Origin of the sequence: Enterococcus sp. DIV0724b (genome assembly GCF_050531475.1) — a bacterium.
GTDB lineage: Bacteria > Bacillota > Bacilli > Lactobacillales > Enterococcaceae > Enterococcus_L > Enterococcus_L haemoperoxidus.
Map to the genome: position 1 here is coordinate 3145290 of NZ_CP172890.1, position 26940 is coordinate 3172229.

At 35.0% G+C, this 26940-nt stretch carries 16 protein-coding genes; 5 read left to right on the forward strand and 11 right to left on the reverse strand.

Features of this window, described 5'->3' with window-relative positions; genetic code table 11:
• The first annotated feature begins 469 nt into the window (after window positions 1–469).
• Entirely contained in the window at window positions 470–1057 is a 588-nt protein-coding gene (locus IGJ02_RS14665; protein ID WP_430602505.1) for a DNA-binding protein, read from the forward strand.
• 145 nt (window positions 1058–1202) lie between these two features.
• Here IGJ02_RS14665 and IGJ02_RS14670 read toward each other — a convergent pair whose 3' ends face one another.
• The 3 genes from IGJ02_RS14670 to IGJ02_RS14680 form a co-directional block, all read right to left on the reverse strand.
• Window positions 1203–2654, reverse strand: coding sequence for a helix-turn-helix domain-containing protein (locus tag IGJ02_RS14670; protein ID WP_430602507.1), 1452 nt, complete (start codon window positions 2652–2654; stop codon window positions 1203–1205).
• Complete coding sequence (locus IGJ02_RS14675; RefSeq protein ID WP_010762447.1) at window positions 2655–3260, reverse strand: bacterial Ig-like domain-containing protein; 606 nt, start codon at window positions 3258–3260, stop codon at window positions 2655–2657.
• Window positions 3261–3363: 103 nt separating this feature from the next.
• Window positions 3364–7827: a bacterial Ig-like domain-containing protein gene (locus IGJ02_RS14680; RefSeq protein ID WP_430602508.1), complete on the reverse strand. Its 4464-nt coding sequence runs from the start codon at window positions 7825–7827 to the stop codon at window positions 3364–3366.
• A 367-nt stretch (window positions 7828–8194) separates the two neighbouring features.
• Between IGJ02_RS14680 and IGJ02_RS14685 the strand changes: the two genes are divergently transcribed.
• Window positions 8195–8866, forward strand: a complete 672-nt coding sequence (locus IGJ02_RS14685; protein ID WP_430602509.1) for a hypothetical protein — start codon at window positions 8195–8197, stop codon at window positions 8864–8866.
• Window positions 8866–9744, forward strand: a complete 879-nt coding sequence (locus tag IGJ02_RS14690; RefSeq protein WP_430602510.1) for a sce7725 family protein — start codon at window positions 8866–8868, stop codon at window positions 9742–9744. Before IGJ02_RS14685 ends, IGJ02_RS14690 begins: the two co-directional genes overlap by 1 nt.
• Before the next feature lie 66 nt (window positions 9745–9810).
• On the opposite strand, the gene IGJ02_RS14695 is transcribed toward IGJ02_RS14690, so the two are convergent.
• Window positions 9811–11007, reverse strand: coding sequence for an AbrB/MazE/SpoVT family DNA-binding domain-containing protein (locus tag IGJ02_RS14695; protein ID WP_430602512.1), 1197 nt, complete (start codon window positions 11005–11007; stop codon window positions 9811–9813).
• 210 nt (window positions 11008–11217) lie between these two features.
• On the opposite strand from IGJ02_RS14695, the gene IGJ02_RS14700 reads away from it, so the two are divergent.
• Window positions 11218–11808, forward strand: a complete 591-nt coding sequence (locus tag IGJ02_RS14700; RefSeq protein ID WP_430602514.1) for a lipoprotein BA_5634 family protein — start codon at window positions 11218–11220, stop codon at window positions 11806–11808.
• Between the two features lie 109 nt (window positions 11809–11917).
• Window positions 11918–12943 (forward strand): YdcF family protein, encoded by a 1026-nt coding sequence (locus IGJ02_RS14705; RefSeq protein ID WP_430602515.1) that lies wholly within the window; start codon window positions 11918–11920, stop codon window positions 12941–12943.
• Between the two features lie 109 nt (window positions 12944–13052).
• Here IGJ02_RS14705 and IGJ02_RS14710 read toward each other — a convergent pair whose 3' ends face one another.
• The 7 genes from IGJ02_RS14710 to IGJ02_RS14740 form a co-directional block, all read right to left on the reverse strand.
• Complete coding sequence (locus tag IGJ02_RS14710; protein WP_010762440.1) at window positions 13053–13529, reverse strand: GNAT family N-acetyltransferase; 477 nt, start codon at window positions 13527–13529, stop codon at window positions 13053–13055.
• A gap of 163 nt (window positions 13530–13692) precedes the next feature.
• Window positions 13693–13968, reverse strand: coding sequence for a hypothetical protein (locus IGJ02_RS14715; protein WP_010762439.1), 276 nt, complete (start codon window positions 13966–13968; stop codon window positions 13693–13695).
• A 156-nt stretch (window positions 13969–14124) separates the two neighbouring features.
• Window positions 14125–15228 (reverse strand): NADH-dependent flavin oxidoreductase, encoded by a 1104-nt coding sequence (locus IGJ02_RS14720; RefSeq protein WP_430602517.1) that lies wholly within the window; start codon window positions 15226–15228, stop codon window positions 14125–14127.
• Window positions 15229–15316: 88 nt separating this feature from the next.
• On the reverse strand, window positions 15317–15685 hold the full coding sequence (locus IGJ02_RS14725) for a MarR family winged helix-turn-helix transcriptional regulator (RefSeq protein ID WP_430602519.1): 369 nt from the start codon (window positions 15683–15685) through the stop codon (window positions 15317–15319).
• Between the two features lie 230 nt (window positions 15686–15915).
• A complete protein-coding gene (locus tag IGJ02_RS14730) occupies window positions 15916–17229 on the reverse strand; it encodes an NCS2 family permease (protein ID WP_430602521.1) in 1314 nt (437 codons plus the stop codon).
• Window positions 17230–17557: 328 nt separating this feature from the next.
• On the reverse strand, window positions 17558–18481 hold the full coding sequence (locus IGJ02_RS14735; RefSeq protein ID WP_430602523.1) for a phosphatase PAP2 family protein: 924 nt from the start codon (window positions 18479–18481) through the stop codon (window positions 17558–17560).
• 207 nt (window positions 18482–18688) lie between these two features.
• Complete coding sequence (locus IGJ02_RS14740; RefSeq protein WP_430602524.1) at window positions 18689–26623, reverse strand: Cna B-type domain-containing protein; 7935 nt, start codon at window positions 26621–26623, stop codon at window positions 18689–18691.
• Window positions 26624–26940: the final 317 nt, after the last annotated feature.

Sequence of the window (26940 nt, forward strand, 5' to 3'; positions counted from 1 at the left end):
AAAAAGACCCATAGACAAAATGTCTAGGGCCTTTTAATCTATATATCCTTCAGTAAATAAGCAGACTAAATACATAGCAAACAAGTGCTATTTTTTTAGTATACGAAATTTACTGATGAATAAGAAAAGCTCATAAGCTTTCCGATTAAGCTCCATACAACACTTCATCAAAAATAAGTTGTAGGGAGCTAAGAGTTGAAATATATAATACGTACATTTGAAACACCTTCCTCAGGGGTTACTCTACCATTTTGCAGAAAAATAGTCAAATCCAAATAAAATAAGGTCGATTTATCGTCGTAGCTATTTATGAACAACTACAGGTTTCGTTTATATCGTGTTAATACAACAACAGTAGTCAATGATTTTTGCACTGTAGTCGTTTTACCTCAAACATGATCATTTCCAAACCTAAGTGTATAGCTTTATAATAGGAAATAGGACTAAATCAAGGATGGAGGCAACTTGGATGACTAAATTACCAAACATTGGCAAACCTACCGAAAACGCACTTAAAACGATTGGCTTTACAACGATTGAACAAGTTAGCACGTTGGATAAAGCGACCCTTTCAAAAATGCACGGTGTCGGGCCTAAAGCGATCAAGATCTTAGAACAAGCCTTAGCTGACCACAATTTAACTTTTCAAAATCGTTTTGATAACGACGAGATCCCGAACACAGAATTTGCCGTTATTTGCTCATTAAATTGTGACAATGCGCCAAAAAGAAGAATGATCCGAGATTATTTGATTGCTGCAGCATCAGGAAATCAACAGCTGTTAGAAACCATACTTTCTGACCCGTTTCGCTGGATTATTCCAGGCAAACGTCCTGTAGAAGATAGAGAAGTGTTTATTGATACGATCCTCCAAAAGCAAAAAAATCTTAGTACACTGGAAATCCAGTCTATCTTAACACATGGAAAAGAAGGTTCCGCTCATGGAATACTCACAACAAAAAACGGTGATAAAATCTATTTTTCAGATATCATACAGTTTAAAAACAATCAAAAAGATGCACCGATTGTTGAAGTTACTTCTTTTGTGATTCAGTAGATTTTTATATTCTCCCTTGCTTCTAATGCTAAAAAAAGACCGATATTAAATCTTTTAGCTCAAAAAAACAAGAAAAAAATTTGAAAAGCACCAATTAAGAATACTTCTATATCAAATTTGAACATGCCCTCTTATTTTCTCAAAGCTAAACATTTTTGTATTGCTCTCCTTCTTTTCTATTCTTTACCAATTGTAGATTCTTATTGATTTGTACGATTTCATTACCGAAATTTCGCCAATCGCTTGCTCTAGGGGGAGCTAACCAAATCAGATTTCGTGCTGAAAAAGTTGTTGTGGGAAGATAGTCAGAGACGATCAAATCTGTGTCTGGACGTATAACTGGCTGAAAATTTAGGCTAAAAGAATCGAAAATCTTGATTTGTGCTTTAATAAATTGGTTGTATTTTTCACCTTGAGTGAAATTCACATGGATATTAATCGTATTTTTTTCGCTTTCCTGATCGTATTGCTGGGAAAGTTCTAGCAATAAATTAAAAAAAAGTGATTTCTTACTGAACTTAAATTCCTCTTTGCCCAATTGATAAATAAATGTATGACAGATTTCAAATAGGATCGGGTAACGCTCATGGAAAAAATCTAAATCCATCACTCGTAGCGTAAGGTCTATTAAAGGCGTAATAAATTTATGCTGGTAAATCGTCCTATTCACATTATTCCAAAATTCATGGCCTGTTAGCGTTAATTCTGGGTGTTCAAGAAATAATTGGGTCAACTGTTGTGTATATTTTTCAATATTTTTATTTTCAACATCACAAAATTCGATTCGATAAACTGAAAGCTGGCTGATAATACCTCGCACTTCGGATTCTATTTCTCGAGTTGTGCCATTTAATGTCTGTCTGCTCCATTGTGCAATGGCCTGATAAATCGTGTTTTCTTGATCAAAATCAGCGGAATGAAAATGACTAGGTAAAAAATATTGACGTTTCCGCTTTACCCTTTCTAGCATAACAAACAAGTAATGTTTAAACAGATAATACGTGTTTATTTCTTCACAATGTGGTTTAATAGCGGAAAAAAGTTCATTGACCGATAAGACATATGACTGATTGTACGGCTCATCTGAATCCTTGTAAATTCGATAATACAACATATTAAAATACTGGCGAATCTTCATTTCATCGCCAACTAACTGAAACGTTTTAGATAATTTTATATCATATTGGGCCAACTCATTCCGGATTCTATCTACGATTTTATAGACAACCGTGCGGCTCATACCGTGTTTTTCTCCATATTTTTTGATTGAAGTGAATTGATTTAAAAATATGGTTTGTAGTAAGGTAAATTCCAGTGAATATTTTAAATATTTTTCCTCAACAATGCTTGATGATGTTTGCTGACCTTGGAATAGGATGATTTCATTGCCATGCTCGATCAACTCCATATCCTCAATCAATCCAAATCTTTTCAAGTCTTCATTTATTTCTAAAACACTCCGCTCTAAAAGATATTGTGAAGTATTCAATTGCTCACATAAAATATCCTTACGCTCCGAAAACGAATAATGTTGTTCTAATTTCTGGATAATTGATAATTTTAAATTCGTTCGCTCATCTAATAACAAGAAATCCATTTATACTCTCCTTGTTCCATACAGTAAGGTACCTGATAGGAAACTCAACATATTTCCAAAATTCGTGGAACCTGGCAGATCCGCTCCTCCGGAATTGTTTAGGTTTTGCTTTGGTTTAGCAAGTTCAGTGTGTAGCAGTTCATCATTCAGCATAACTTTTATTTGAGAATCTATCGGGGAATAGTCATTCATTACTCTTTGTTTTGAATTAGGTTTGCTAAACTGATTCACTGATACCATAGCAATAGATGCATAAGTTTCATAAGAGAATTTCACAAAATAAACACCTGATTTTTGTGTATTAACATTGTGTTTAATTGTCACTTGGTTTATATTCAACGGTTCCCCATCTTTGGCTATTAAAGACACTACATTGTCTAGCGGGGTCCACTTTTCGTTTTGCCTGATAACAATATCTTTTAGGAGTAGTTCCGTCTGGTTTTCTTTTACATCAACTATTGCGGTTTCTACTTTTCCATCTACCTCGTATGTCATTTTATATTTCCCAGGAGTTGTGGCTTCTTCTCCATAAAACGTGTCAAAATGAACCAAAAGTGCCGATGAAAATAATAATGCCGTGCCAACTAACAAAGGTTTATTTTTCACTGTTTTTTTAAGCCTCCTAGAGTTTGATCTAATCGAATAAAGGCCTGAACAAAAGCCGTTGTCACTCGGCTTTTGTTCTAGCCCAATCCTCTGTAGCGTTCAGTTAATCGGTTCTTCGTTTTCTTATTCGGATCACGCTAACTATTGTGACCATTATAACGAGCAGGCCAATCAAACTGAAAGAATAATTGATTTTTTCACCAGTTTTAGGATAGTTCCCTTGTTTGTCTGGTTTAGCACTATGGGTTTGATCCTTGTTTGTTGTATTTGGTTTAGGTGCATTCTTTTCAAGGACTGTGATTGTTGCAGTAGCTGCAAGTTTTTTGTCAGCCTTTGCTGCTTGTTTCGCTTTACTTGGTTCAGATTTTTGAGCTGTTTGAACCTTGTAGGATACTTGTTGTTTCCCTTTTTCCTTTGTTTCAACGCTTCCGGTTACTTCTACTTTTTCAAAAGAAATTGCTTGGCCATCTCGATCAGTTGCTGACACGAAATTATCTGCACTTTTCCAATCATCACCGACATAAATAGTGGAATCTTTTACGATCAAAGTTGATTGATCGGCTTTTACAGTGATTTTGGCCGTTTCTTTTAAGGTGTCGTTTCCATAAACAACTTCATAGACTCCTGCTTGAGTTGTATCTACAGATCCTGTTACTGTAATGTCTTGGATTGAAACATCATTGCCTGCAGCATCTGTCGCTGATACAAAATTATCGACAGCTTCCCATGTATCACCCACATAGATAACAGAATCTCTGACAGCAAGTGTTTTTTGTGTAGAGACAACTTGAACGATGACCTGATCTTTTTGACCTTGGTTTTCGTATGTGACTGTATACTTTCCTACCTTACTTGTGTCGACAGTTCCTGTTACAGTTATTTGATCAAAAGCAACAGGTTTTCCTGTTTTGTCCTTTGCCTCCACAAAATTATCTTCTGGCGTCCAGTTTGTACCGACTGAAATGGTTGAATCTTTTCCGCGAACGGTCGTTTCGTTTGTTAAAACAGTGATTTTAGCAGTCTCTGTTTGTCCTTCAAAGTGATAAATTACTTCATAGATTCCTTCTTTTGTTGTATCAACGGTTCCAGAAGTTTTTATCTCATCAAACAGGATAGTTTTCCCATTTTGATCGGTCGCTGACACAAAGTTATCTGCGGCTTTCCATGAATCACCTACATAGATCGTTGAATCTTTGACTTTTAACGTCTCCTGATTTGCAATGACAGAAACGGTTGCTTTCGCTTCTTTGTTTTTATTATGATATATAATCTCATAATCACCGACTTTTGTGGTATCTACTGCTCCATTTACAGTTATTTGATCGAACATAACTGGATTTCCATCTATATCGGTGGCTTCGATAAAGTTATCTTGTGGCTTCCAACTTGCTCCTACATAAATGGTTGAATCTTTTACGCTGATACTTGTTTGGTCAACCCTTTTTTCTGCAAGAGGAACGCCGATCTGATTTATCCCCTTCGTCAATTTAAGCACTTTTCCGTTGATATATTCTTTTTCAATCGTATACCCCGCTGGGATACTCGTTGCTCTTAATGTATATTCTCCTGACATGATCGCGTCAAAGTGATATTCACCTTTCTCATCTGTGGTAAATTCCGTACGATTATCGGTGACATTATCCACTAGTTCAAAAGAGACATTTGGAATAGTTATTGTTGGGTCGTTTTCATTATACGCGTGAAATTGCGCTTGAGCCAAATAAACGACTCCTTCAGCATCTCCATCAGAGAACCTTAAAACAAGAGCTGTTGTTGTAGCTGTTCTGCGAGCTTCTGTCATTTGTTCTAAATTCTCTGCACTAATAATGGTTTCGGTAGAGATTTGTCCTGCATTTTTAGAAATCGTATTGTAAGTAATTGTGATATTTTCAGTTAACGTATACTCTTTAAAAATAATTTGAGCGCCTGTAGCCGTTTGCTTGATTGTATACGAATCTTTTGGAACACCATCGATCACAATTGAATTTAAATCGATTCCAGCATTTGTATTTCCTTTCGTTTTAATATCAAAGGTCGGATTTTTAACACTGCGTGTTCTGCTATTGATATTTTTGGTTTTGACTTCATTTTTTGTTACGTTTTTCAAAGATTCATGGCTAGTTTGAGTGGCAGATAAGATTTCTGCTCCTTCGTTGTTTACTGATACTGATGTTGACATGATCTGATCACCATATAATGGCTCAGCAGCACTTCCAGTCACGTTGATCGTCTTTGTATCGATCCAGCCATTGGCGTATTTGTATTCAATAAGATAACGTTTTGAGGTTTTACCAAAATCAAATTTATAACTATTTGCAGTTTCGTCGAATGTAATTTTCGGATAAGCTGCGCTAGTCGGTGCTAAAGGTTTATCAAAGTAGTACCCACGATCCCAATACTGGGGATAAATTGATTCCACTTGGTCATTTGAAACATCATAAATATCAAAAACGACATCTACTCCAGCTGGAATTTTCGTTGTGACACTCAACGCGTCAAATGAATCATTTCTTGCGTTTACTAAAAATTGATTTTTGCTAGCTTGGAGCGTTCGCTCTGAGTACTGTTTTCTACCTGTTCTAACGGTTGTTTCCACTGCTTCATAGTCATCTGCACTTAGTGTCACAGCAAGGGTATCAACAGGGATACTCTTACTTTTTTCAAGACTATCTGGGATATAATTAAAACCTAAATCTAGATTGAAAGAACGAGTGACAGGCGTTGTAAACTTAATAAGAGAGCCGCCTTCAACTGCCGTTATCGTGTAATCTTTGTCTAGTTTGTAATAGTCGTACTCCCCTTTAGGTGCTCTTAACTGTAAATAGTTTGGGTGTTCAATTTTGATTGTTGCGTTCTTTACAGGATTTTTATCGCTTCCTTCGATTGCAATTGTTGTATCACCAGAGTAAGCGCCGTTTCTATCATAGTTTCCCCAAGCTGTTTCTACATTGTTGGGATTGATGATGGAGATTGGCTGAAGGTATTGATCAGAAACGAGCATTATTTCTTTGCCGCCATTGACAACAGGTGTACTAACAGCAATATCAATGTCTTTTTGGTCAAAAGGAATGATCAACTTATCCGCTTTTATTTTTAACACACTGTCTTTAGTTGCCGTTAAAATTAATTTATTCTCTTCTTGTTTTATATCAAAAAAATCATTCATCGGAACCGTTTTGTACTCTTTATCATAAGCAGAAAGCTTGTAATCAGTGATTTTTTGTCCATTTTTACTTTCTAAAATGATTTGTTCTCCTACTTTAGTTTGCGTAGGGAGTTCGTAAATATAGACATAATAATTTCCTTTCTCTTGGAAATTAGCACCTTGTAGCATGCCTAAATTGGCTTCTTTTACAGATTTTTGATCTTTACTTGTTTTTGCTGTAAATTCAATTCCGCCATATTGTGCAGATGAACGATTTAAACTAACAGATCCTAATTTAGTCGTTGGATATCGATTGTAAAAACTATAGGAATAATTTGAAACACTCTCTAACGCTAACGCACGATCAATGGATAAAGCGTATGCTTTTTGTTGATCCATACTTGTAATCGTGACTGCTCCGCGATAGGCGTCGTCTTCATTGACTGTATAATCTTTATCCTTTTCTAAGAGTTGTTTTGAATCTGGGATCACATTTCCTGTGATATCCACATCATAGGAGAAAACATTGATTGGTTCTTTAGAAGTATTGTAAAATTTTGCTCCGGGTGTTTCAGACATTATTAATTCTAATGTCTGACTACCAACTAATGATCTATCCAAGTTATAATAAATAGTTCCTTTGATTCCGTACTGGTTAGTCGTTTCTTCATAATTGATAGGTGCTACTTCTTCATACAAATCAAAATTATACTGATTTGTTTTTTGACCTGGCGTTTTAATGGTTACTAATGGTTCAGCATTTGTAAACACGTAACTCTTCAAATCTAAATTAAACTGCGTTTCCGTAATTCGTTGATTAAATGTGATCGTCAATGTTTTGCTTTGCGCATCAACTGACCAATTAGCACCAACATTGGCTACTTCACCACTAACGTCTGAATACCCTAAATGCTCAGGTAAAGACATTTTATACACTGAGCCTGGTGCATAGTCTTTATCTTCTATCACAAAATTAAGCTTTGCTGTTACAGGTGTTGAATTCAGCAGTCTGGTGACAGTTGTCTGATTGTATTCAGTCCCCGCCATATCTGTAAGCGTCATGTTTGCTAAAATCTCATCTTCAATCACCATATTTGTCTCTGCAGTTTTTGTTTTAGGCGTTGGTAAGCTTTCTGTAGTTGCCTGCTCTATCCCACCAATAGAATCTCCTGTTAAAGGATTGCTTGTTCCCGAGCCATCCCCTTCACTTGTTTTTGTATTTTGGCTTTCCGACGATTGTTCCATTCCATCACTTGATAAGTCAGTTGCAGAAGTTGCTTCTACTGGTGTGTCACCTGACAGTTCACTTTGGGGATTTCCATCTATATTCGTGGTCGTTGTTGCAAAAGCACTTACGGTTGAACCAAAACTCTGTGTGAGTAGTACCGCAAGCATCAAGATATGTAATTTTCTTCTTTTCATGAACGAACTCCTTCATCTTAATTTTTTCATATAATAATATATTATACTTTTTTAAACTTTATTATGATTATTTTTTTATATTTTAACAAAAAATAAAAACATATCTGCTGTTATCTCTAGTAAAACCGCTATTTTATCTAACTTAAATCTGATTTCTCTTACAAAAAAATACGACTATTTATGAAAATAAATTCTTGTAAATATTTAAAAAATATATCTTTTAATGGATATTACCAGCACTTCTTAAACTAATATTCTCCATCAACAAATTAATTACCTTTTTTTAAATTATAATAAAAAATGAAAAAACACTTTATTTTTACGAACGTACGTTTTATAGTAGTATAAAAGAAAAAAGGAGTTAAACATGAAAACGTCATTAACGACCCAAATGGAAGAAGTTTTATATTATTACTGTCGAGAAAACGGAGATGTTGTGGTCGAAGAAGTAACAATGCCAGAGGATCAAGGTATTGTTGATACCTTAAGCTGTCGCTTGACTGTTGAGAATCAATTTGAGTGGCGTTGTTATGAGCTGAAGGCAAGTAAAGCTGATTTTCGTTCCAAGGCAAAGCTTTCCTTTATCGGAAATTATAATTATTTTGTGTTACCAGTTGCTCTTTTTGAAAAAATAAAAGAAGAAATCCCCAGTCATATCGGCGCTATGGTTTATCATCAGTATCTTTCTACAGAAAACCAAATGCTGCCGGGTTACTTTACAATAGAAAAAAAGCCGCAAAAACAAGAGCTTTTAGTCAATGAACAAGAATTGCTTTTCCGTTTGATCACAGCACAGGCTCGCGAAGTCGGTAAAGCCAAACAAACTGCACGCGGCTTACGTGTCTTTTCAACGGATCAGCTCTATAAAGAGTTGAAGAAAAGACAACCGGATTATGATCTATTTGGCGGCGGAGTCAATTTTTATGATCGCTTTGCTGAAGATATTTGTAATCAAGCTGTTGAAGCCTTAAAGAACGAATTGGACGCAACACGTGAGGCTTATTTTGAATTGGAACAGCGCCTTTTGGAGGAAAAATAATGTATTATCCTTATTTTCGCGGCAAGCAGTTTGATTTGTTCGCTTTGACAACATTAGTAGAACAAAAACGCTTGTCTTCTCAGATTCTCCCGATCATCGAACCCGTCAAAAATTCCAATGCACTAAAAAAATTCATTCACTTGTTTCAAAAAGAAAATCAGCCTTTTTATCTTATTCAAAACCCTCAAGCTGGTGATTTTTTGACTGAAGAGGGACTCCTTTATCTAAACGCATTATCCTTAAAAAAGGCAGTGATCGTTGAACAGCCTATCGAAACATTGAGCGAAGAACCAGAATTATTTGTGATTGGAAATTCAACACCTGTACTAGAAAGCGACTGGCAAGCAAATCAAACAAAAGTCCTCATCCCAAAAGAATTCCGTCTACTGCAAAAAGTTAAAGGGGAGAAAATTCTTTCACAAGATGTTTTTACCCGACTTCCTAAATCCAGTTTTTATCAAGAATGTCAGGATGAATTTTTTTCAGATACTCATTTGACCTTTCAAAAAAGTGGTTTTATCGGATTTAGTGATTTCTCTATTGATAGCCGTGTTTACTATGAACATAGCTATCCTTCAAAACGCTTGAGCTTGCATCTTGTTTATTTTGACAGTAATCAATTGCGGATCCATCATTTTATTTCAGGTGAGGATTCCCCTACTCAAAAAGATAAATTTTTCGAGCTCATGAATGCGATAAACGATTGGACAGATAAATTATGCGGAAAAGAAATGACGTTGGGAATCGAGTTACTGCTTGAGGCTGTTGCAAAAAATAAATTCCCAGGAATGGGCGTTATGAGAAAAGCGGCTGTGATGCATCATATGGAACTTATGTCACGGTATCTTGATAAAACGAATCAAGTCAATAAAAAATAAGGTTAACGCTAAACTTTCATGCTTAGCGCTAACCCGATTTTATTTCTATTTATCAAGCCAAACATATTAATCCATATCCACTTGCTTTTCAGGATCCAGTTTAACTTTTACTTGAAATGTATTATTAATATTTTGTGCCATCTTCTGAAGATTTTGAAGTAACAAGACAATCCAGCTAAACGCCAACATAAAGGATAATAATTCAAATGCCGTCAGCGATAGATAGCTTGTCCATTGAAATAACACAACAACGACAACTAATGTCGCCGCAATCATATAAGAAATCGACAAAAACTCTTTGGTTACATTAGGCAATAGCCACTTGATTCCCACAATCAAAATCACAATCAAATAAACTAAATAACCCGCAACTTGATTATGAACACCTTGGAAAGGGCCTGTTTCGGTATAAGGGAATAGTCCTACAGCACCAAGATCTAATGCAGTTAACGTTAAAAGAATACGCAAAATAGTCAAACGGCGACTATGCGGAATCGCTTTTTGCAATTCTACAAATAATCCATCGATCAAAGCCACCATCAACAAAGATGAAAACATCAACGTCAAATTAAATTGCCAACTACTTTTGGCTTCAATTGTCCCTAAAAAACTAAAGTTAAATTGCCACCATTGATAATCCTTATTCGTGATCATCGCAAGTAAAACACCGCCAATAATCACAAAAATCAATAAATTAGTCAGTTTAGCTGGTGTGATAGACAATGCCGAGTAAATCATAAAATAATTGACTAGTCCTACAAAAACAAAAAATAACAGTGTTGCTGTATAACGATCAAAAGTTGCCCCGATAAACACCAAACCGATCACTTTGAAAAAAACGAGTAGCGCAAAGACTAAAATAACAATAAACGAAAGCAAAATCGTAGGGAAATTTCGCCAATAAATATCCTTGGATTGCGTTGTAACTTGATTTCTTTTTCCTTTGATAAAAAAGAGTAAAAAGCTGAATACACCACTCAATACACCAAATGAAAGAACAAAATTCGCAATTGAATACGCTCCAACCAACGCAATTTGGGTTTTATCAGTATAAAATAGGTATCCCAAAAACAAAAGACTGATCACCGTTGTCGGAATCAAAAACCATCTCAATGAAAGTGTCTGGTTCCCAGCTACTTTCTTCTTTGGTTCGATCACTATTTTTTGATCCTTGATACTTACTATTACGTCATCTTCATTTTCTAAATGAAATTCTTCTACTATTTTTTCTGGTAATGTTATACTAAATTTGTTTTTTTCCACACTTAATCCCCCTACGCTTAACTTAGCATCTCATAAATATTATAGATTTATTGTGCTTAAAAGCAAGCTTTAGACATTATTTATGCGATTTAATTACAAAAAAATCCATATTATCTTTCATTATTGTTCGTTCATATACACCTTAATCGATGATGAAAATTTTGTTTTTTTTATATACTAGCGTTAAATAATGATAAAAGGAGAGTTTTCATGTTAAAAAAAATTTTAATTTCTATCTTAAGTCTAATTGTCCTATCTATAGGAGGACTTTTTCTCTATAATAATTTCAAGCACAAGCCCGTTTACGGAATAATTATTTTAGATAAAGATGAAAAAAAAGTAACGGATTCAATCACCTCACAAAAAAAGGATATCGAAAAATCGATCGTGGTTAATGGTAAATGGGTCGAAAATTCGAAAACTCTTGTTTTAAGTACAAGTGATGCACAAAAAATAACTGCATTTAATGGCTTTCAAAAAGTATCTGGTTCAAAAAATAATTATACGTTTAGCCCAATAAAACAAATTTCTAAAAATGAAGCAACTTTATTTTCAAAAGAAGAAGCACCTTTAATTAAAGATGAAGCAAACAAAGCATTTTCTTCTAAAGTACATGAGTATGTGACATTAGGTGAATCATCCGCCTATGTCAATAGCGTGTTCATTCTCCCAGATAATCAATACAACGAGTTTACTGGTTCACCAATTAGTCTCGGTGTCTTAAAAGTCAAATCTGATGCATCTAAGGCTCTAATCAATTATAATAATGTTGAAATGAATCAACTATACGACGAGAGATAGAACACAAGCTTTTTAAATTGATGCTACTCTCCTTCTTCAACTAAATAAGATGGAAAAAATGAATGACTTTTTTCCATCTTATTTAGTTGAAGAAGGAGAGTAACGTTTAATGCCATTAGTTATTATATCTTGTATTTTTATTATTATCGGGGGCCTTATTTTACTAAAGGAACGTCGCAGCTTTTTTGGAGGCATGCTCTTTGCCTTTGGCGGCTTGTTTCTTATTTTGACTTTATTCGTAGTAGGATTGATAAAAATAAGTGAAATTTCTACAAGTAGTTCAGAACTTGTCACTATTATTTTCTACACGTTATTTCCCTTGATACTTTTAATCGTATGCGCCTTTTTTATTTTTAACACACATACGATGCAAACCAAAGAAGGTCGCAGCGTTACCGCAAAACTTTCCGCGCTATTAGGGATCAATCTACTTATTACCGTACCAGCTTTTTTCTATTTATTGTCTATGGGCTCTAGTAAGATTCCGCTCTGGCTTTTTTCAATATTACTTTTTCTATTATTAAGTGATTTGCTCTTTTCTTTTCTGTTCACTTGCTATTTATTTTATTCATGGATGTATCAAATGATTCCAATCAAAAAAAAGGTCGATTACATCATTGTATTAGGTTCTGGTATTAGAAGTGAAGAAGTTCCCCCACTGCTTAAAAGTAGATTGGATAAAGCAATCGAGTATTATCATAAAAATCCAAATGCCAAAATTGTTGTTAGTGGTGGACAAGGAGCAGATGAACCCGTTTCAGAAGCCTTTGCTATGAAAAAGTATTTGCTATCACAGCAAATACCAGATGTTTATATTTTAATGGAGGATCAATCGACAACAACCTTTGAAAATATGGCTTTTTCAAAAAAAATTATTTTTGAAGACTGGAAAAATAAAGACCAAGCTCCGACGATTCTCTTCTCAACAAATAATTACCATGTATTGCGAGGGGCCTTGTATGCTAGAAAAGCTCATTTAAAAGCAGAAGGAGTTGGCGCTCCAACTGCTCTATATTTCCTTCCAACTGCGCTTATTCGCGAATATATTGCTTTATTATCCCAATATAATTGGTTTACAGCCTCTATGATTTTAGTCTGTTTAGCATTCGTTTTTATCAGTCTATTACCTATATAAATTTACTACTGTCTATCATCATTTAACAGCCAAATAATTAGCGTATTTAAAAATAGATGGGTTTTTCTCGCCGTTTATTCGGATTTAGAGCGTAAAACAAAACTGATTTTTAGTTTTGTTTTACGCTCTCTTTTATTATTTTTTTCATGCAAATACATAGCTTATCCCCGATAAACTCACCATAATTTGGAATAATATGATACCCGTGTCGTTCATAAAATCGAATAGCACCTAACATGTCTTTACCTGTTTCTAAAACGACCTGCTGATACCCTTTTTCCAGCATATCTGCTTCCAACGCTTGGATAATTTCTCCAGCAGCTCCATTACCACGGCTCGTTTGTTTTACATACATTCGTTTAATCTCTGGTGTTTGTTCATCTAATAGTTTCCAACAACCGCATCCAACTGCAACTTGATCATCATAAGCCACAACTGCACAGGCCATTTCAGCTAGATTGTGATGATTTTGATACCCTTGAGCTATCTCAGTTCCCCATTCTTCATTGAAAAAATCATTTAATTCCTGCACTAAATTCAATAAATCTGGGTGGGTTATTGCTACTTTTTCTATTTTGATTGTCATTATGAGGCACCTCCACTTTTTGATCTTCTCTTCTAACTCTATTGTACCTACTTATGTGATCTAAAGTAAATACAAATAGAAAACCACTTGGTATTTAGTAAATGGTTTTCTATTTATCTTATTGATCAGTATATTTTAAAACGCTTTCATTTATGTTTGTAAGTTATAATCCACCTAAGCTAGCTAGATAAAAGTCCAATGTATAAAATTGATAGTCACTCTTAGAATATTTTGATTTCTTATCTTGTAACTGATCAACTAAGACTAAACGTTCTTGTTCTGTTACCTCTTCCCAATCTTGTTCCCCCATCCTACAATACAGTCGAAACGGAAGCTCTACCTCCATGTGTACTTCTAAAAATTTTTCCGGTTCTCCTAAGCCGTGGTACTCCACGTCTGTAATAATTTCACCTACATAATTTAGATATTTTTTACTCATTGCTCTCAACCTCCTAATAATTTTTAAGACCAAAAAAATATTTTTATTTATAGTAAAATTGTACTAAACATTTCGATAATAAACAATATCTAATTTAAACAAAAAAAGAACCGTATAAGGAATTCTCCCTCATACAGCCCTCTATCAAGCCTATTTTTATTTCAGGCGCTCAGGCATCATTAATTCTAAAAATCCCCAAACACCATTACTTATTCGCAGCTCATCTCGATCATAGTGAGAAAGTTCTGTTCGAATCAATTGATCTTGTCTATCTAGAACTTTTTGTGCCCAATGAGGATCAATCAAAATTGCTCGACCAACAGCTGCTAAGTCAGCCGTTGCCAGTACTTCTTTGACATCTGCACCATTTCTGATATCTCCTACACCGATCAACGGAAGACGGTTATTCATTGCTTCTTTTATATACTCTATAATTGGTTTTTCCTTGAACTCATCACTAACTGAATGATTTCTATAATTACTCATTGACAAATGTAAATAATCCAAAGGCTTATTAGACAATTGCTCCACTAAGAACAACGTATCACTCAAGCGAATCCCTGGATTTTCATATTCTTCTGGTGAAAAACGATACCCTACTACAAAGTCTTTTACACCAGATTGATCTACAACTTCTGTGACACCATCAACTAAATCATTGATAAATTTAAATCTTTTTTCTAATGATCCACCCCAATCATCCGTACGTCGATTAGAATGAGGAGAGAAGAATTGTTGGATCAAATAGGTATTAGCTCCATGAATCTCTACACCATCGAAACCTGCTTGGATTGCTCGTTTCGTTGCTTGTTTGAAGCTTTCTAAGATTTCGATTATCTCATCTTCAGTTAATTCTCTTGGTATTTGCGCATCAGGACGTTCAGCCGCAACAGCACTTGGTGCAACAGGTTGAACACCCTGTAAGACCTTAGAATCTGTCATACGACCACCGTGAAAAATCTGCAGGATTGCTTTTGTATGATTCTTTTTAATAGCAGCAGCTAATTTAGCAAGCCCTGGAATAAAACGATCATCATAAACACCCAGTTCTCCATCCCAACCTTTACCACCTTCATGAACATTGGCTGCAGCCGTGATAAATGCACCCACTTCGCCTGAACGTAATGCGTAATACTCAATTTCGTCATTCGTTACAACACCATCAAAAAAAGACATTTTTGTTGTCATTGGTGCAACAACCAATCTATTTTTTAGGTGTAGTCCTCTTTTAAATGTTAAACCTGTATCTACGTTATTCATCAATTTTCCTCCTCAGCCTATACATGCATGCGCATGCAACTAATTATATAATAAAGAATAGAAGACTAAAAAGCAACTCTTTAGTCTTCTATATAAAATACTTTTTCAAAATAGCATCTACTTCCGGCTCAACAGATGACACGAGTGTCACCCCTTCATTAGTCAAATCAATATAAACTCCACGTTTATCATCCGCACAATTTCTTCTCTCAATAACTGGAGGCGTTCTGTCTTCTAACCTATTGACCAAACGAGACAGCGCACTTTGACTTAAACAAAGATAATTTCCTAGATCATTCAGCCTCATGTGACGTCCATTTTGTTTAAGTTGATATAAGGCATAATACTCACTTGTTGTGAGGTGACTATTTTTCTTTAACATTTCTTCTATTTTTTTTTCAACCATGGACTGCTTCTTTGTGTAATCCAGCCATTGTGATATAAGAGGTGTTTCCATTTGATCATCCCTCGCAGATTATTCTCTTCAACTAGTTATATTTTGCTTGTTTTTAGTGGAAAAGTCAAAATTTTAAGAAACTCACTGTTACACAAGAGACTGTATACACGGCGAGAAAAAAGTAGACTACACTCCGTTCCGATCATCTCAACTTCTATGAGTTGAAGACCATCTTATTTCTCGGAGCTAAACTTTTGTCTCGTCGTCTTTGTTTGGTTACTATTTTCTACTTAATTAGCGTTTAAAATCCACATAAATCCTACAAAAACAAAGAATAACGCATACATGATCGGTGACACTTCTTTGCCACGTTTTGCAGCGATCATTGTGATTGGATAGAAGATAAACCCAAGTGCAATTCCATCAGAAATACTGTAAGTCAAAGGCATTCCTAAAAGAATCAAGAAGGAAGGAATTGCGATTTCCATTTCTTTCCATTTTATTTGGCTAAGTGATTGAGCCATTAAAACTCCCACAACAATTAAAGCTGGCGCTGTTACTTGAGATGTTACGACTGAAAGCAGTGGAGAGAAAAATAGTCCAACAATGAAGAAAAGGCCAGTCGTTACAGCTGTCAATCCAGAACGTCCGCCAACGGCAATTCCTGCAGAAGATTCTACATACGCACCAACCGGAGAAGTTCCTAAAAGAGAACCTGCTAGCATCGCTGTTGAATCAGCAGCTAGTGCTTTTCCAACTCGTGGCATTTTATTGTCTTTCATAAAACCTGCTTGATTTGCTAAACCGACAAGCGTTCCAGCCGTATCAAAAAATGTCACTAATAAGAACGTTAAGACAACAACCCATAACTGTAAAGAATTAATGTCTCCAACATGTTTTAACGCAACTAAAAATGTTGGTTTCAGACTTGGAGCTGCTGAAATGATTTTAGCCGGCACTTCAATCAAACCCGTTACCAATCCCAAAATAGTTGTTGCGGTCATCCCGATAAAAATTCCTCCAGGAACACGACGCACCATCATGATAGCTGTAATCACTAGACCAAAAATAGTCAGCCAAGTCGATCCAACGTTCAACGGCCCTAAAGCAACTAGTGTTGACTCATTAGAAACAATGATCCCACCTTCACTTAGACCTAGAAAAGCGATGAACAGACCGATTCCGCCAGAGATAGCGTATTTTAAATCTGCTGGTATTGCATCGATGATCAATTCACGTAATTTGAATACAGTGATCAAAATGAAAATCAGGGATGCAACAAAAACTCCTGCTAACGCTGTTTCCCAAGGAACACCCATTCCCACACAAACAGAATAAGCAAAAAAGGCATTGATCCCTAGCGCTGGTGCTGTTGCGATCGGATATTTAGCAAAAATCCCCATCAATATACACCCTAAAGCACTCGCTAAAGCTGTTGCAGTAAAAACTGCACCTTCGTCCATTCCTGAAGCTCCTAAAACAGTTGGATTAACAAATAGAATATACGCCATAGAAATAAATGTCGTAAACCCAGCTAGAAATTCACGCTTCATAGTCGTATTTAATTTGTCGATCTCAAAATAGGAAATAATTTTTTCTTTCACTTGATATCCTCCTAAAATTTAAAAGCGTAGCAGGCTAGTTTAGCCTCGACAGAAAAATAGGAAAATAGGTTTGTGACGCTTTTTGTCACAAGCAGATTTTATCTTTTTTCCGAGAGACTAGCCTGTGTAGCTAGCTAAAATATGAACAATAATTTGTTCGTAAAATTGCAATGTATTACTTAAACAACGTGTTTAATCATATAATAAACAATGGAATAAGTAAATACAAAGGTTACTAACTGTACTTCCTCTGCAACGTTTCATCTAAATAAAAAATGACACGCTTTCTTCATTAAGAAAACCCGCCATTTCACTATTAAAAACTCTATTATTCTGATAAAACTTCTCCATCTAATCGTTGATTTAAAAGGCGAGAAACCACGTAAATCACAAAAATAGCAATCACAGAACCAACTGTTACATCACTCAAAAAATGCGCCCCGATCCGAACTCTAGAAAAAGCAACGAAACAACCGAATACACTTGCCAAGATCACCATTATTTGACGTTTCTTCTTTTTCAAAGGATCAACAAAAAGTGGTAAGTATAACGCTAACCAAGCCTGTTCTGAATGTCCTGAAGGGAATGACTTATGACCATTCGCTCCATTGATACTCCACCAACTTGTGTACTCTGCCCAATTACTTTGCAATTCGTAAGGTCGGAATCTACCCCAAAGAGTTTTCATCACGTCTACTATGGTATTCGCAGCATAAACCGTCACGATTGCGCCCAAACCAATCAAAACTAAGCCATTTAGTTCCTGCTGATTTTTTCCTTTGAGCCAACGATTACACAACATGCATCCCACTGCAAACGTAAATAATGAAAGAATAACGAGAGCTGGAAAGAACCAATTTGGAAAACTCATTGCTCCACCACCATCGTTATTGGCAGCACCTATTGGTTGATTATTTTGACGATTATTCAGTGACGTTACAGTATAAAAAAGCATGATTTTGATCATTTGCCAAATTTGATATAGCCCAGCAATAATAGCAATAAAATAGATACTCCCCTTACCGAAGTTTGGTAAATTACTTTTTTTCGCATAATAAATAAAAATTTGAGTAGACATAAATAGAATAATTCCTGGAAAAATCAACCCATAATTTTGAAAGAATGTGCCAAATAACGATCCTTGATTCATTATTCCCTGACTGATTTGGTTATCCCAGATACCACCGATCAACAATAATATTCCTAAACATGTAACTATAGCCAATTCTCTTTTTTCTTTTATAAAGTTCATTAATGAACCTCCTCTCTACATTAAATTGTAGAAAAGAATTGTTGAGTTGGTGTATGATCCTCGTATAGATTTCGTTAAGATTGGGTAAATCTTTAAATCCATTGTTATTGTTTGGCTTCATCGCTGTCTTTTTGTTAGTCTAAAGACAAAGAGCGAGCCAATAATCAAATGATTCTTGGCTCGCTCTTTCTATTTTACTGCTTAAGGTTAAACTTCTCTGCTTTTTCTATACCAGACGATCCCTATTAAAGCGATCAATACTAGCCCTACTATTTTAAGTATCGGTTGTTGGATACTACCTGTTTTAGGATAGTGTTTTATATGCTCTATTTTATCATGATCTTGTTCTATATCCGTTGAATTTGTCGGTTCTTCTGGAACATGTGTATTAATAATTGTTGTGCCTTCGATTTTTGTTTCATATCCTTCTACAGGGTCTTCTTTCACGGTATAATTGTATTCATTGCCTTCATTATCATATATTGGTAGATTTACAAAGGTATAGTTCCAGTCGCCAGTTTCATTGGCTGTTACTTCTTGGACTTTGTATTCTTTGTCATTTTGATATAGGCGAACGGTAATTGCGTTTGGACGAGTCTGGAATTTATTTTGATCATCTTTCCAGATTTTTTCCCCACTGATTTTGGTGATTTCTTTATTTGTATAGGTGTTAGTGATCGTAGTACCTTCAACTTTTGTTTCATAATTTTTTACTGGGTCTTCTTTCACCGTGTAGTTGTATTCATTTCCCTTGATGTCATATTTAGGCAAATCGCTAAAACGATAGTTCCAATCGTCTGCTTTCGTTGCTTTTACTTCTTGGACTTTGTATTCCTTAGCATTTTGATACAAACGAACAGTAATTGAATCTGGGCGGGTCATAAATTTGTTTTGGAAATCTTTCCAAATTTTCTTTCCGCTGATTTCAGTTGTTTCTTTGTTTTCATAGCTATTTGTGATCGTCGTTCCGTCGATTTTTGTTTCATAGCCTTTGACTGGGTCTTCTTTTAACGTATAGTTATACTCGCTGCCTTTTGTATCGTATTTAGGCAAGTTTGTGAAGCTATAATTCCAGTCACCAAGCTGATTCGCTTTTACTTCTTTTGATGCATATTCTTGGTCATTTTGGTATAAACGAACTGTAATGGACATTGGACGCGTTTGGAATTTATTTTGATAATCTTCCCAAATTTTCTTACCAGTAATTTCGGTTGTTTCTTTATTTATATACGTGTTAATGATGGTCGTACCTTCAATTCTTGTCTTGTACCCTTTGACTGAGTCTTCTTTTAGTGTGTACTTATATTCATCTCCATTACCATCGTATTTTGGTAAATTTGTGAATGCGTAATTCCAGTCACCATCTTCGTTTGCTTTTACTTCTTTCACAGTATATTCTTTATCATTTTGGAATAAACGTACTGTAATAGACGTTGGACGAGTGTTAAATTTGTTTTGATAATCTTCCCAGATTTTCTTGCCTGTAATTTCGGTTGTTTCTTCATTTACATAGGTATTGATGATTGTCGTACCTTCGATTCTTGTTTTGTACCCTTTAACTGGCTCTTCTTTTAATCTATATTGATATTCATTGCCTTTTGCATCGTATTTTGGTAAATCAGTGAACGTATAATTCCAATCACCTGTCTTCAGATTTGCTTTGACCGTTTGTTGTTTCATTTCTTGATCATTTTGATATAAACGAATCGTGATTGAATTTGTACGTGTTCGGAATTTATTTTTGTAGTCTTCCCAGATTTTCTTTCCACTGATTTCTGTTGTTTCTTTATTTGTATAACTATTTGTGATTGTTGTTCCATCGATTTTCGTTTCGTACCCTTTGACTGGGTCTTCTTTTAACGTATAGTTATATTCATTGCCTTTTGTGTCATATTTTGGCAAGTTGGTGAAACTGTATGTCCAATCTCCTGTTTCCGTTGCTTTGACTTCTTTTACAGTATATTCTTTATCGTTTTGGAATAAACGTACTGTAATAGACGTTGGACGCGTTTGGAATTTGTTTTCATAATCTTTCCAAACTTTTTTACCACTGATTTCTGTTGTTTCTTTATTTGTATAACTATTTGTGATCGTTGTTCCTTCAACTTTTGTTTCATAATTTTTTACTGGGTCTTCTTTTAACGTATAGTTGTATTCATTGCCTTCTGTGTCATATTTTGGCAAGTTGGTGAAACTGTATGTCCAATCTCCTGTTTCTGTTGCTTTGACTTCTTGAACTTGGTATTCTTGTTCATTTTGATATAAGCGTACTGTAATAGACGTTGGACGAGTGTTAAATTTGTTTTGGTAATCTTCCCAGATTTTCTTTCCACTGATTTCTGTTGTTTCTTTATTTGTATAACTATTTGTGATTGTTGTTCCATCGATTTTCGTTTCGTACCCTTTGACTGGGTCTTCTTTTAGCGTATAGTTGTATTCATTGCCTTTTGTGTCATATTTTGGCAAGTTGGTGAAACTGTATGTCCAATCTCCTGTTTCTGTTGCTTTGACTTCTTGAACTTGGTATTCTTGTTCATTTTGATATAAGCGAACTGTTATGGATGCTGGACGAGTGTTAAATTTATTTTCATAATCTTTCCAAACTTTTTTACCACTGATTTCTGTTGTTTCTTTATTTGTATAACTATTTGTGATCGTTGTACCTTCAACTTTTGTTTCATAATCTTTTACTGGGTCTTCTTTTAACGTATAGTTATACTCATTGCCTTTTGTATCATATTTTGGCAAGTTGGTGAAACTGTATGCCCAATCTCCTGTTTCCGTTGCTTTGACTTCTTTTACAGTATATTCTTTATCGTTTTGGAATAAACGTACTGTAATAGACGTTGGACGCGTTTGGAATTTGTTTTCATAATCTTTCCAAACTTTTTTACCACTGATTTCTGTTGTTTCTTTATTTGTATAACTATTTGTGATCGTTGTTCCATCGATTTTCGTTTCGTACCCTTTGACTGGGTCTTCTTTTAACGTATAGTTATACTCATTGCCTTTTGTATCATATTTTGGCAAGTTGGTGAAACTGTATGCCCAATCTCCTGTTTCTGTTGCTTTGACTTCTTGAACTTGGTATTCTTGCTCATTTTGATATAAGCGAACTGTTATGGATGCTGGACGAGTGTTAAATTTGTTTTCATAATCTTCCCAAACTTTTTTACCACTGATTTCTGTTGTTTCTTTGTTTTCATAACTATTTGTGATTGTTGTTCCATCGATCTTCGTTTCGTACCCTTTGACTGGGTCTTCTTTTAATGTATAGTTGTATTCATTGCCTTTTGTGTCATATTTTGGCAAGTTGGTGAAACTGTATGTCCAATCTCCTGTTTCTGTTGCTTTGACTTCTTTTACAGTATATTCTTTATCGTTTTGGAATAAACGTACTGTAATAGACGTTGGACGAGTGTTAAATTTGTTTTCATAATCTTCCCAAACTTTTTTACCACTGATTTCTGTTGTTTCTTTGTTTTCATAGCTATTTGTGATTGTTGTTCCATCGATTTTCGTTTCGTACCCTTTGACTGGGTCTTCTTTTAACGTATAGTTGTATTCATTGCCTTCTGTGTCATATTTTGGTAAGTTGGTGAAACTGTATGTCCAATCTCCTATTTCTGTTGCTTTGACTTCTTTTACAGTATATTCTTTATCGTTTTGGAATAAGCGTACTGTAATAGACGTTGGACGAGTGTTAAATTTGTTTTGGTAATCTTCCCAGATTTTCTTTCCAATGATTTCTGTTGTTTCTTTGTTTTCATAGCTATTTGTGATTGTTGTTCCATCGATTTTCGTTTCGTACCCTTTAACTGAGTCTTCTTTTAGCGTATAGTTGTATTCATTGCCTTCTGTGTCATATTTTGGTAAGTTGGTGAAACTGTATGTCCAATCTCCTGTTTCTGTTGCTTTGACTTCTTTTACAGTATATTCTTTATCGTTTTGGAATAAACGTACTGTAATAGACGTTGGACGAGTGTTAAATTTGTTTTGGTAATCTTTCCAAACTTTTTTACCACTGATTTCTGTTGTTTCTTTGTTTTCATAGCTATTTGTGATTGTTGTTCCATCGATCTTCGTTTCGTACCCTTTGACTGGGTCTTCTTTTAACGTATAGTTGTACTCATTGCCTTCTGTGTCATATTTTGGCAAGTTGGTGAAACTGTATGCCCAATCTCCTGTTTCTGTTGCTTTGACTTCTTTTACAGTATATTCTTTATCGTTTTGGAATAAGCGTACTGTAATAGACGTTGGACGAGTGTTAAATTTGTTTTGGTAATCTTCCCAGATTTTCTTTCCAATGATTTCTGTTGTTTCTTTATTTGTATAACTATTTGTGATTGTTGTTCCATCGATTTTCGTTTCGTACCCGTTTACTGGGTCTTCTTTTAACGTATAGTTATACTCATTGCCTTCTGTGTCATATTTTGGCAAGTTGGTGAAACTGTATGCCCAATCTCCTGTTTCCGTTGCTTTGACTTCTTGAACTTGGTATTCTTGTTCATTTTGATATAAGCGAACTGTTATGGATGCTGGACGAGTTTTAAATTTGTTTTCATAATCTTTCCAAACTTTTTTACCACTGATTTCTGTTGTTTCTTTGTTTTCATAACTATTTGTGATTGTTGTTCCATCGATCTTCGTTTCATAATTTTTTACTGGGTCTTCTTTTAATGTATAGTTGTACTCATTGCCTTCTGTGTCATATTTTGGCAAGTTGGTGAAACTATATGCCCAATCTCCTGTTTCTGTTGCTTTGACTTCTTGAACTTGGTATTCTTGTTCATTTTGATATAAGCGAACTGTTATGGATGTTGGACGAGTGTTAAATTTGTTTTGGTAATCTTTCCAAACTTTTTTACCACTGATTTCCGTTGTTTCTTTGTTTTCATAGCTATTTGTGATCGTTGTACCATCGATCTTCGTTTCGTACCCTTTGACTGGGTCTTCTTTTAGCGTATAGTTATACTCATTGCCTTTTGTGTCATATTTTGGCAAGTTGGTGAAACTGTATGTCCAATCTCCTGTTTCTGTTGCTTTGACTTCTTGAACTTGGTATTCTTGTTCATTTTGATATAAGCGAACTGTTATGGATGCTGGACGAGTGTTAAATTTGTTTTCATAATCTTTCCAAACTTTTTTACCACTGATTTCCGTTGTTTCTCTTGTTCGTTTTTCATTTTCAACAGTTCGCTGGATTACTTCATTATCTTTATCAGCTGTAACAGTAATAATTATTCCTTTAGCAAATTCTGGACTTACTGCATACCCTTTAGGTGCTTTTTCCTCTACTAATAGATATTTCCCTTTGGTTAATGACCTGAAACTGGCCCAGCCATATTGTCCGTCAGTCGTAACTCTTTCTACGATTTTTTCGCTATCTTTCTTTTCTCCTCGGTATAATACAAAAACGGCACCTTCTAAAGGAGTTTGCGTTCCCTTGATTACTTTGAATACTTGTAATTCTTCTGTCGTTCCAATAATTTCACCTGAACTTTTAGGAACAATCACAGGAACAGATTTTATCTGAGGATCGTCCGTTATGATAAGGTCACTTCCCGATACCCTAACACTGTTCATAACCGGAATCTCCTGCCCTGGGATATCCTTCTTAGAATACGTGATTTCCGAATCATAAGTTAGTTCAAGAGAATCTTTTAAGTCATTCATTAATTTAATATGAAAGCTGCGTTCTGTATGTTCAAACGTATAATCTATTCCTCGTTCTAGAGTCTTTCCTTTATTGTCACCAGAAGTATAAACTAATTTCATAGTATCAAATAAGGCACGATTGTTGATCCAATTGTAGTCTTCAATTTCTACATTTTTCAAATCAAATTTATGCTCATTGATAATCACTTTCCACTTGATTCTATTTGGAAATTCTTTGCTGATTTCGCCTTCTTTTCTAACGACCATATCTTGACCTACGCTATAACCAACACTTGCCTCAACTGCTTTTCTAGGTGTGTAATCATCTTCATAGTATGCAATATTTTTCACTTTTTTCTTTAAGATATCTTCCTTATTTTTTAAAGTGGTACGAAAGACGATCAAAAAACGGTAATCTGCCCCTTCATCAAAATTTGCTTGTATTTTATTTGATCCTTGATCAAAAGTCGCTGTTGCTTTTTCCGTTGGTTTATAATCTGTATTTTCATATCGTTGTTCTAAAACTTCTACAGAACCATCCACGTATTCCTGATCGTCAGGAATGGGGTCTTCAATCATACTATTCTTATTTATCTTGTATTTTGATTCATTGATCATGATTCGCCATTCTACTTCATGTGTTTTAGGAAGATAAGTACCAAATTTAGTAACGGGAATAGAATTTTTTTGTCTATAAAATTCTTTACCTGCACGGCCTTCTTTCTCTTGCCCCCCTTGTGTATATCTATACACACAACCATTTCTATGAGGAACATTATCATCAAAATGAGATTTACAATTTATTTGAAAGGTATGATTCGTTTCCTCATTAGACAAATAGTACAATTCAAACCCTTTTATTTCACCATTTTCTTGAATCATTTTCAAAGAATAGTCCTGATTTTCAATCAATCGTTTATTGGTTGTTATATCTGTAACAATGATCGACTGCTCTAACATAGAACCTGAAGTTAATTTGTCGATGATAAACCACTTGCTGATTGAGCGATTGTTTTGATTCACAATAATCGTCCAATCTAATTCATTACTTTGTTGATCCCAAAAATAATCCTTTGAAACCGTTGATTCTGGCTCAGCTGGTTCTTCTCCTGTTCCCGGAATTTCCTTTGGTACTGAGATATGATGTTTTCCGTGATAAACCGTGTTACTGATCGACGTACCTTCACTTGGACGATAGGTCACCTTTGTTTTGTATGTGATTTCGATAGGTTGATCAATATCTTGTTCAAACTGAAACTCAAAACCTTCTTCGATTTCAGTGACTGTGTATGGAACTGTTGGAGAAACGGTCAAACTGTCTTTTATAAAATTTTGATGAAAACCAACGATATCAGTAAATTTTGCCTCCTCTTTAGGAATGTGACGACCACTCGGGTTAAATGTTACAGTCCAACTGATTTCTTGTGTTTTTTCGTCAAAATCGCCGGCTTTTTTACTGATATCCACATGTTCTTGCAGTGATGTGCTTGCACTTGCTTCTTCATCTTGTCGATTGCTGCTACTCAACTTGACTTTGTTCGTAATCGTTCCTTGACCTGCATAATTGATTGGCGTACTTAGATATAAAACGAATGATTCTTCAATGTTAGATGGAAAATGCGCAACACCAGATGGATCAAAAGCGAGCAATCCTGTTACGTCTTCATTTTCGGTAACATTTCCATCCAAATCTACATTGGCTTTCATCATTTTTGTAATAGTATAAGCTGAAGCTACTTTTTTCCACTCACTATTCGTTGTTTCTTCTGTTAAAGTTGGGTTTTCAATCAGGTTCTTGTTTGGGTTGATTAGAATTTTCCAGTCAACTATTGGCGCCCCATCTGAATCATATCTTGTATTTAAATACTCTTTTTGGATAAAAGAAGTAATTTTTGTACTAATAAAGATCTCTTTTCCTTCTGCATCTTTTGACCATGGGATGAGTATTTTCTTCTTTCCAGGAACCGTAATTTTTCGTTCATCTAAAGTGATAGAGAACCTTAAACGCCCTTCAACATTGTCATGCTTTTGAACTTCAGAATTAAATGTCATCGTTACATTACCTGCAGCATCACAGGCATAATTTCCGTATAGCAAACCCGTTGCTGGGTCTTTCAACTCACCATTTTGCTCACCTAAAGCAGCAAAATCTGTTGGTAACGTAAATTTAAAATAATCCCCATCTTGCATTTCTTTTCCAAGTTCATCGGGAAGTGAGAATGCATATTCAATTTGGAATGTATCGCCCTTTTTCAAGGGATTACCTGATGTAACTTCCTCCCCATTTAAAGTTAATAATACATCATTAAAGATCGTCTTATTCCCATTTACATCCCGAGAAAGAGACTCCGATGCAGGCAAACTAGTTAAATCTCTACCAGTTTCTTGTGCATACACTGGCTGTAAAATAAAGGCTCCAAAGCTATCAAATAAAATACTTCCTATCATAATTATGGTTAATAGTACATTTGTTTTCTTTTTCATTTAGTAGATTCCCCCTATGTTTTACTCTAATATGCTTTTTTTAAATAGTCTGGCACACGCATGGAATATTAATTCATATTTTGATCAATTGAATGACTGTGCCGCTTTCTTTAAAAATCCTTTCTGATTCTATTATTTTATTTCTTTATGCAGGTAGTTTTCATTTTATGTGTTTCATGATTATTTTCATATATGTAATGTTTTATGGCTCTATAACAAAATAAATATGTTGTTTTGCATTTTTTTGATTACTCCGCTTCAACTAAAAGGGATCTTTACATCCATACTATCCAAACAGACTAAAAAAACCTGGAAAA

Coding starts and splice junctions, on each gene's coding strand:
- IGJ02_RS14725 (WP_430602519.1), bottom strand. CDS start 15,685: ATGGAAACACCTCTTATATCACAATGGCTGGATTACACAAAGAAGCAG.
- IGJ02_RS14705 (WP_430602515.1), top strand. CDS start 11,918: ATGCCATTAGTTATTATATCTTGTATTTTTATTATTATCGGGGGCCTT.
- IGJ02_RS14740 (WP_430602524.1), bottom strand. CDS start 26,623: ATGAAAAAGAAAACAAATGTACTATTAACCATAATTATGATAGGAAGT.
- IGJ02_RS14710 (WP_010762440.1), bottom strand. CDS start 13,529: ATGACAATCAAAATAGAAAAAGTAGCAATAACCCACCCAGATTTATTG.
- IGJ02_RS14720 (WP_430602517.1), bottom strand. CDS start 15,228: ATGAATAACGTAGATACAGGTTTAACATTTAAAAGAGGACTACACCTA.
- IGJ02_RS14690 (WP_430602510.1), top strand. CDS start 8,866: ATGTATTATCCTTATTTTCGCGGCAAGCAGTTTGATTTGTTCGCTTTG.
- IGJ02_RS14670 (WP_430602507.1), bottom strand. CDS start 2,654: ATGGATTTCTTGTTATTAGATGAGCGAACGAATTTAAAATTATCAATT.
- IGJ02_RS14685 (WP_430602509.1), top strand. CDS start 8,195: ATGAAAACGTCATTAACGACCCAAATGGAAGAAGTTTTATATTATTAC.
- IGJ02_RS14680 (WP_430602508.1), bottom strand. CDS start 7,827: ATGAAAAGAAGAAAATTACATATCTTGATGCTTGCGGTACTACTCACA.
- IGJ02_RS14665 (WP_430602505.1), top strand. CDS start 470: ATGACTAAATTACCAAACATTGGCAAACCTACCGAAAACGCACTTAAA.
- IGJ02_RS14715 (WP_010762439.1), bottom strand. CDS start 13,968: ATGAGTAAAAAATATCTAAATTATGTAGGTGAAATTATTACAGACGTG.
- IGJ02_RS14735 (WP_430602523.1), bottom strand. CDS start 18,481: ATGAACTTTATAAAAGAAAAAAGAGAATTGGCTATAGTTACATGTTTA.
- IGJ02_RS14700 (WP_430602514.1), top strand. CDS start 11,218: ATGTTAAAAAAAATTTTAATTTCTATCTTAAGTCTAATTGTCCTATCT.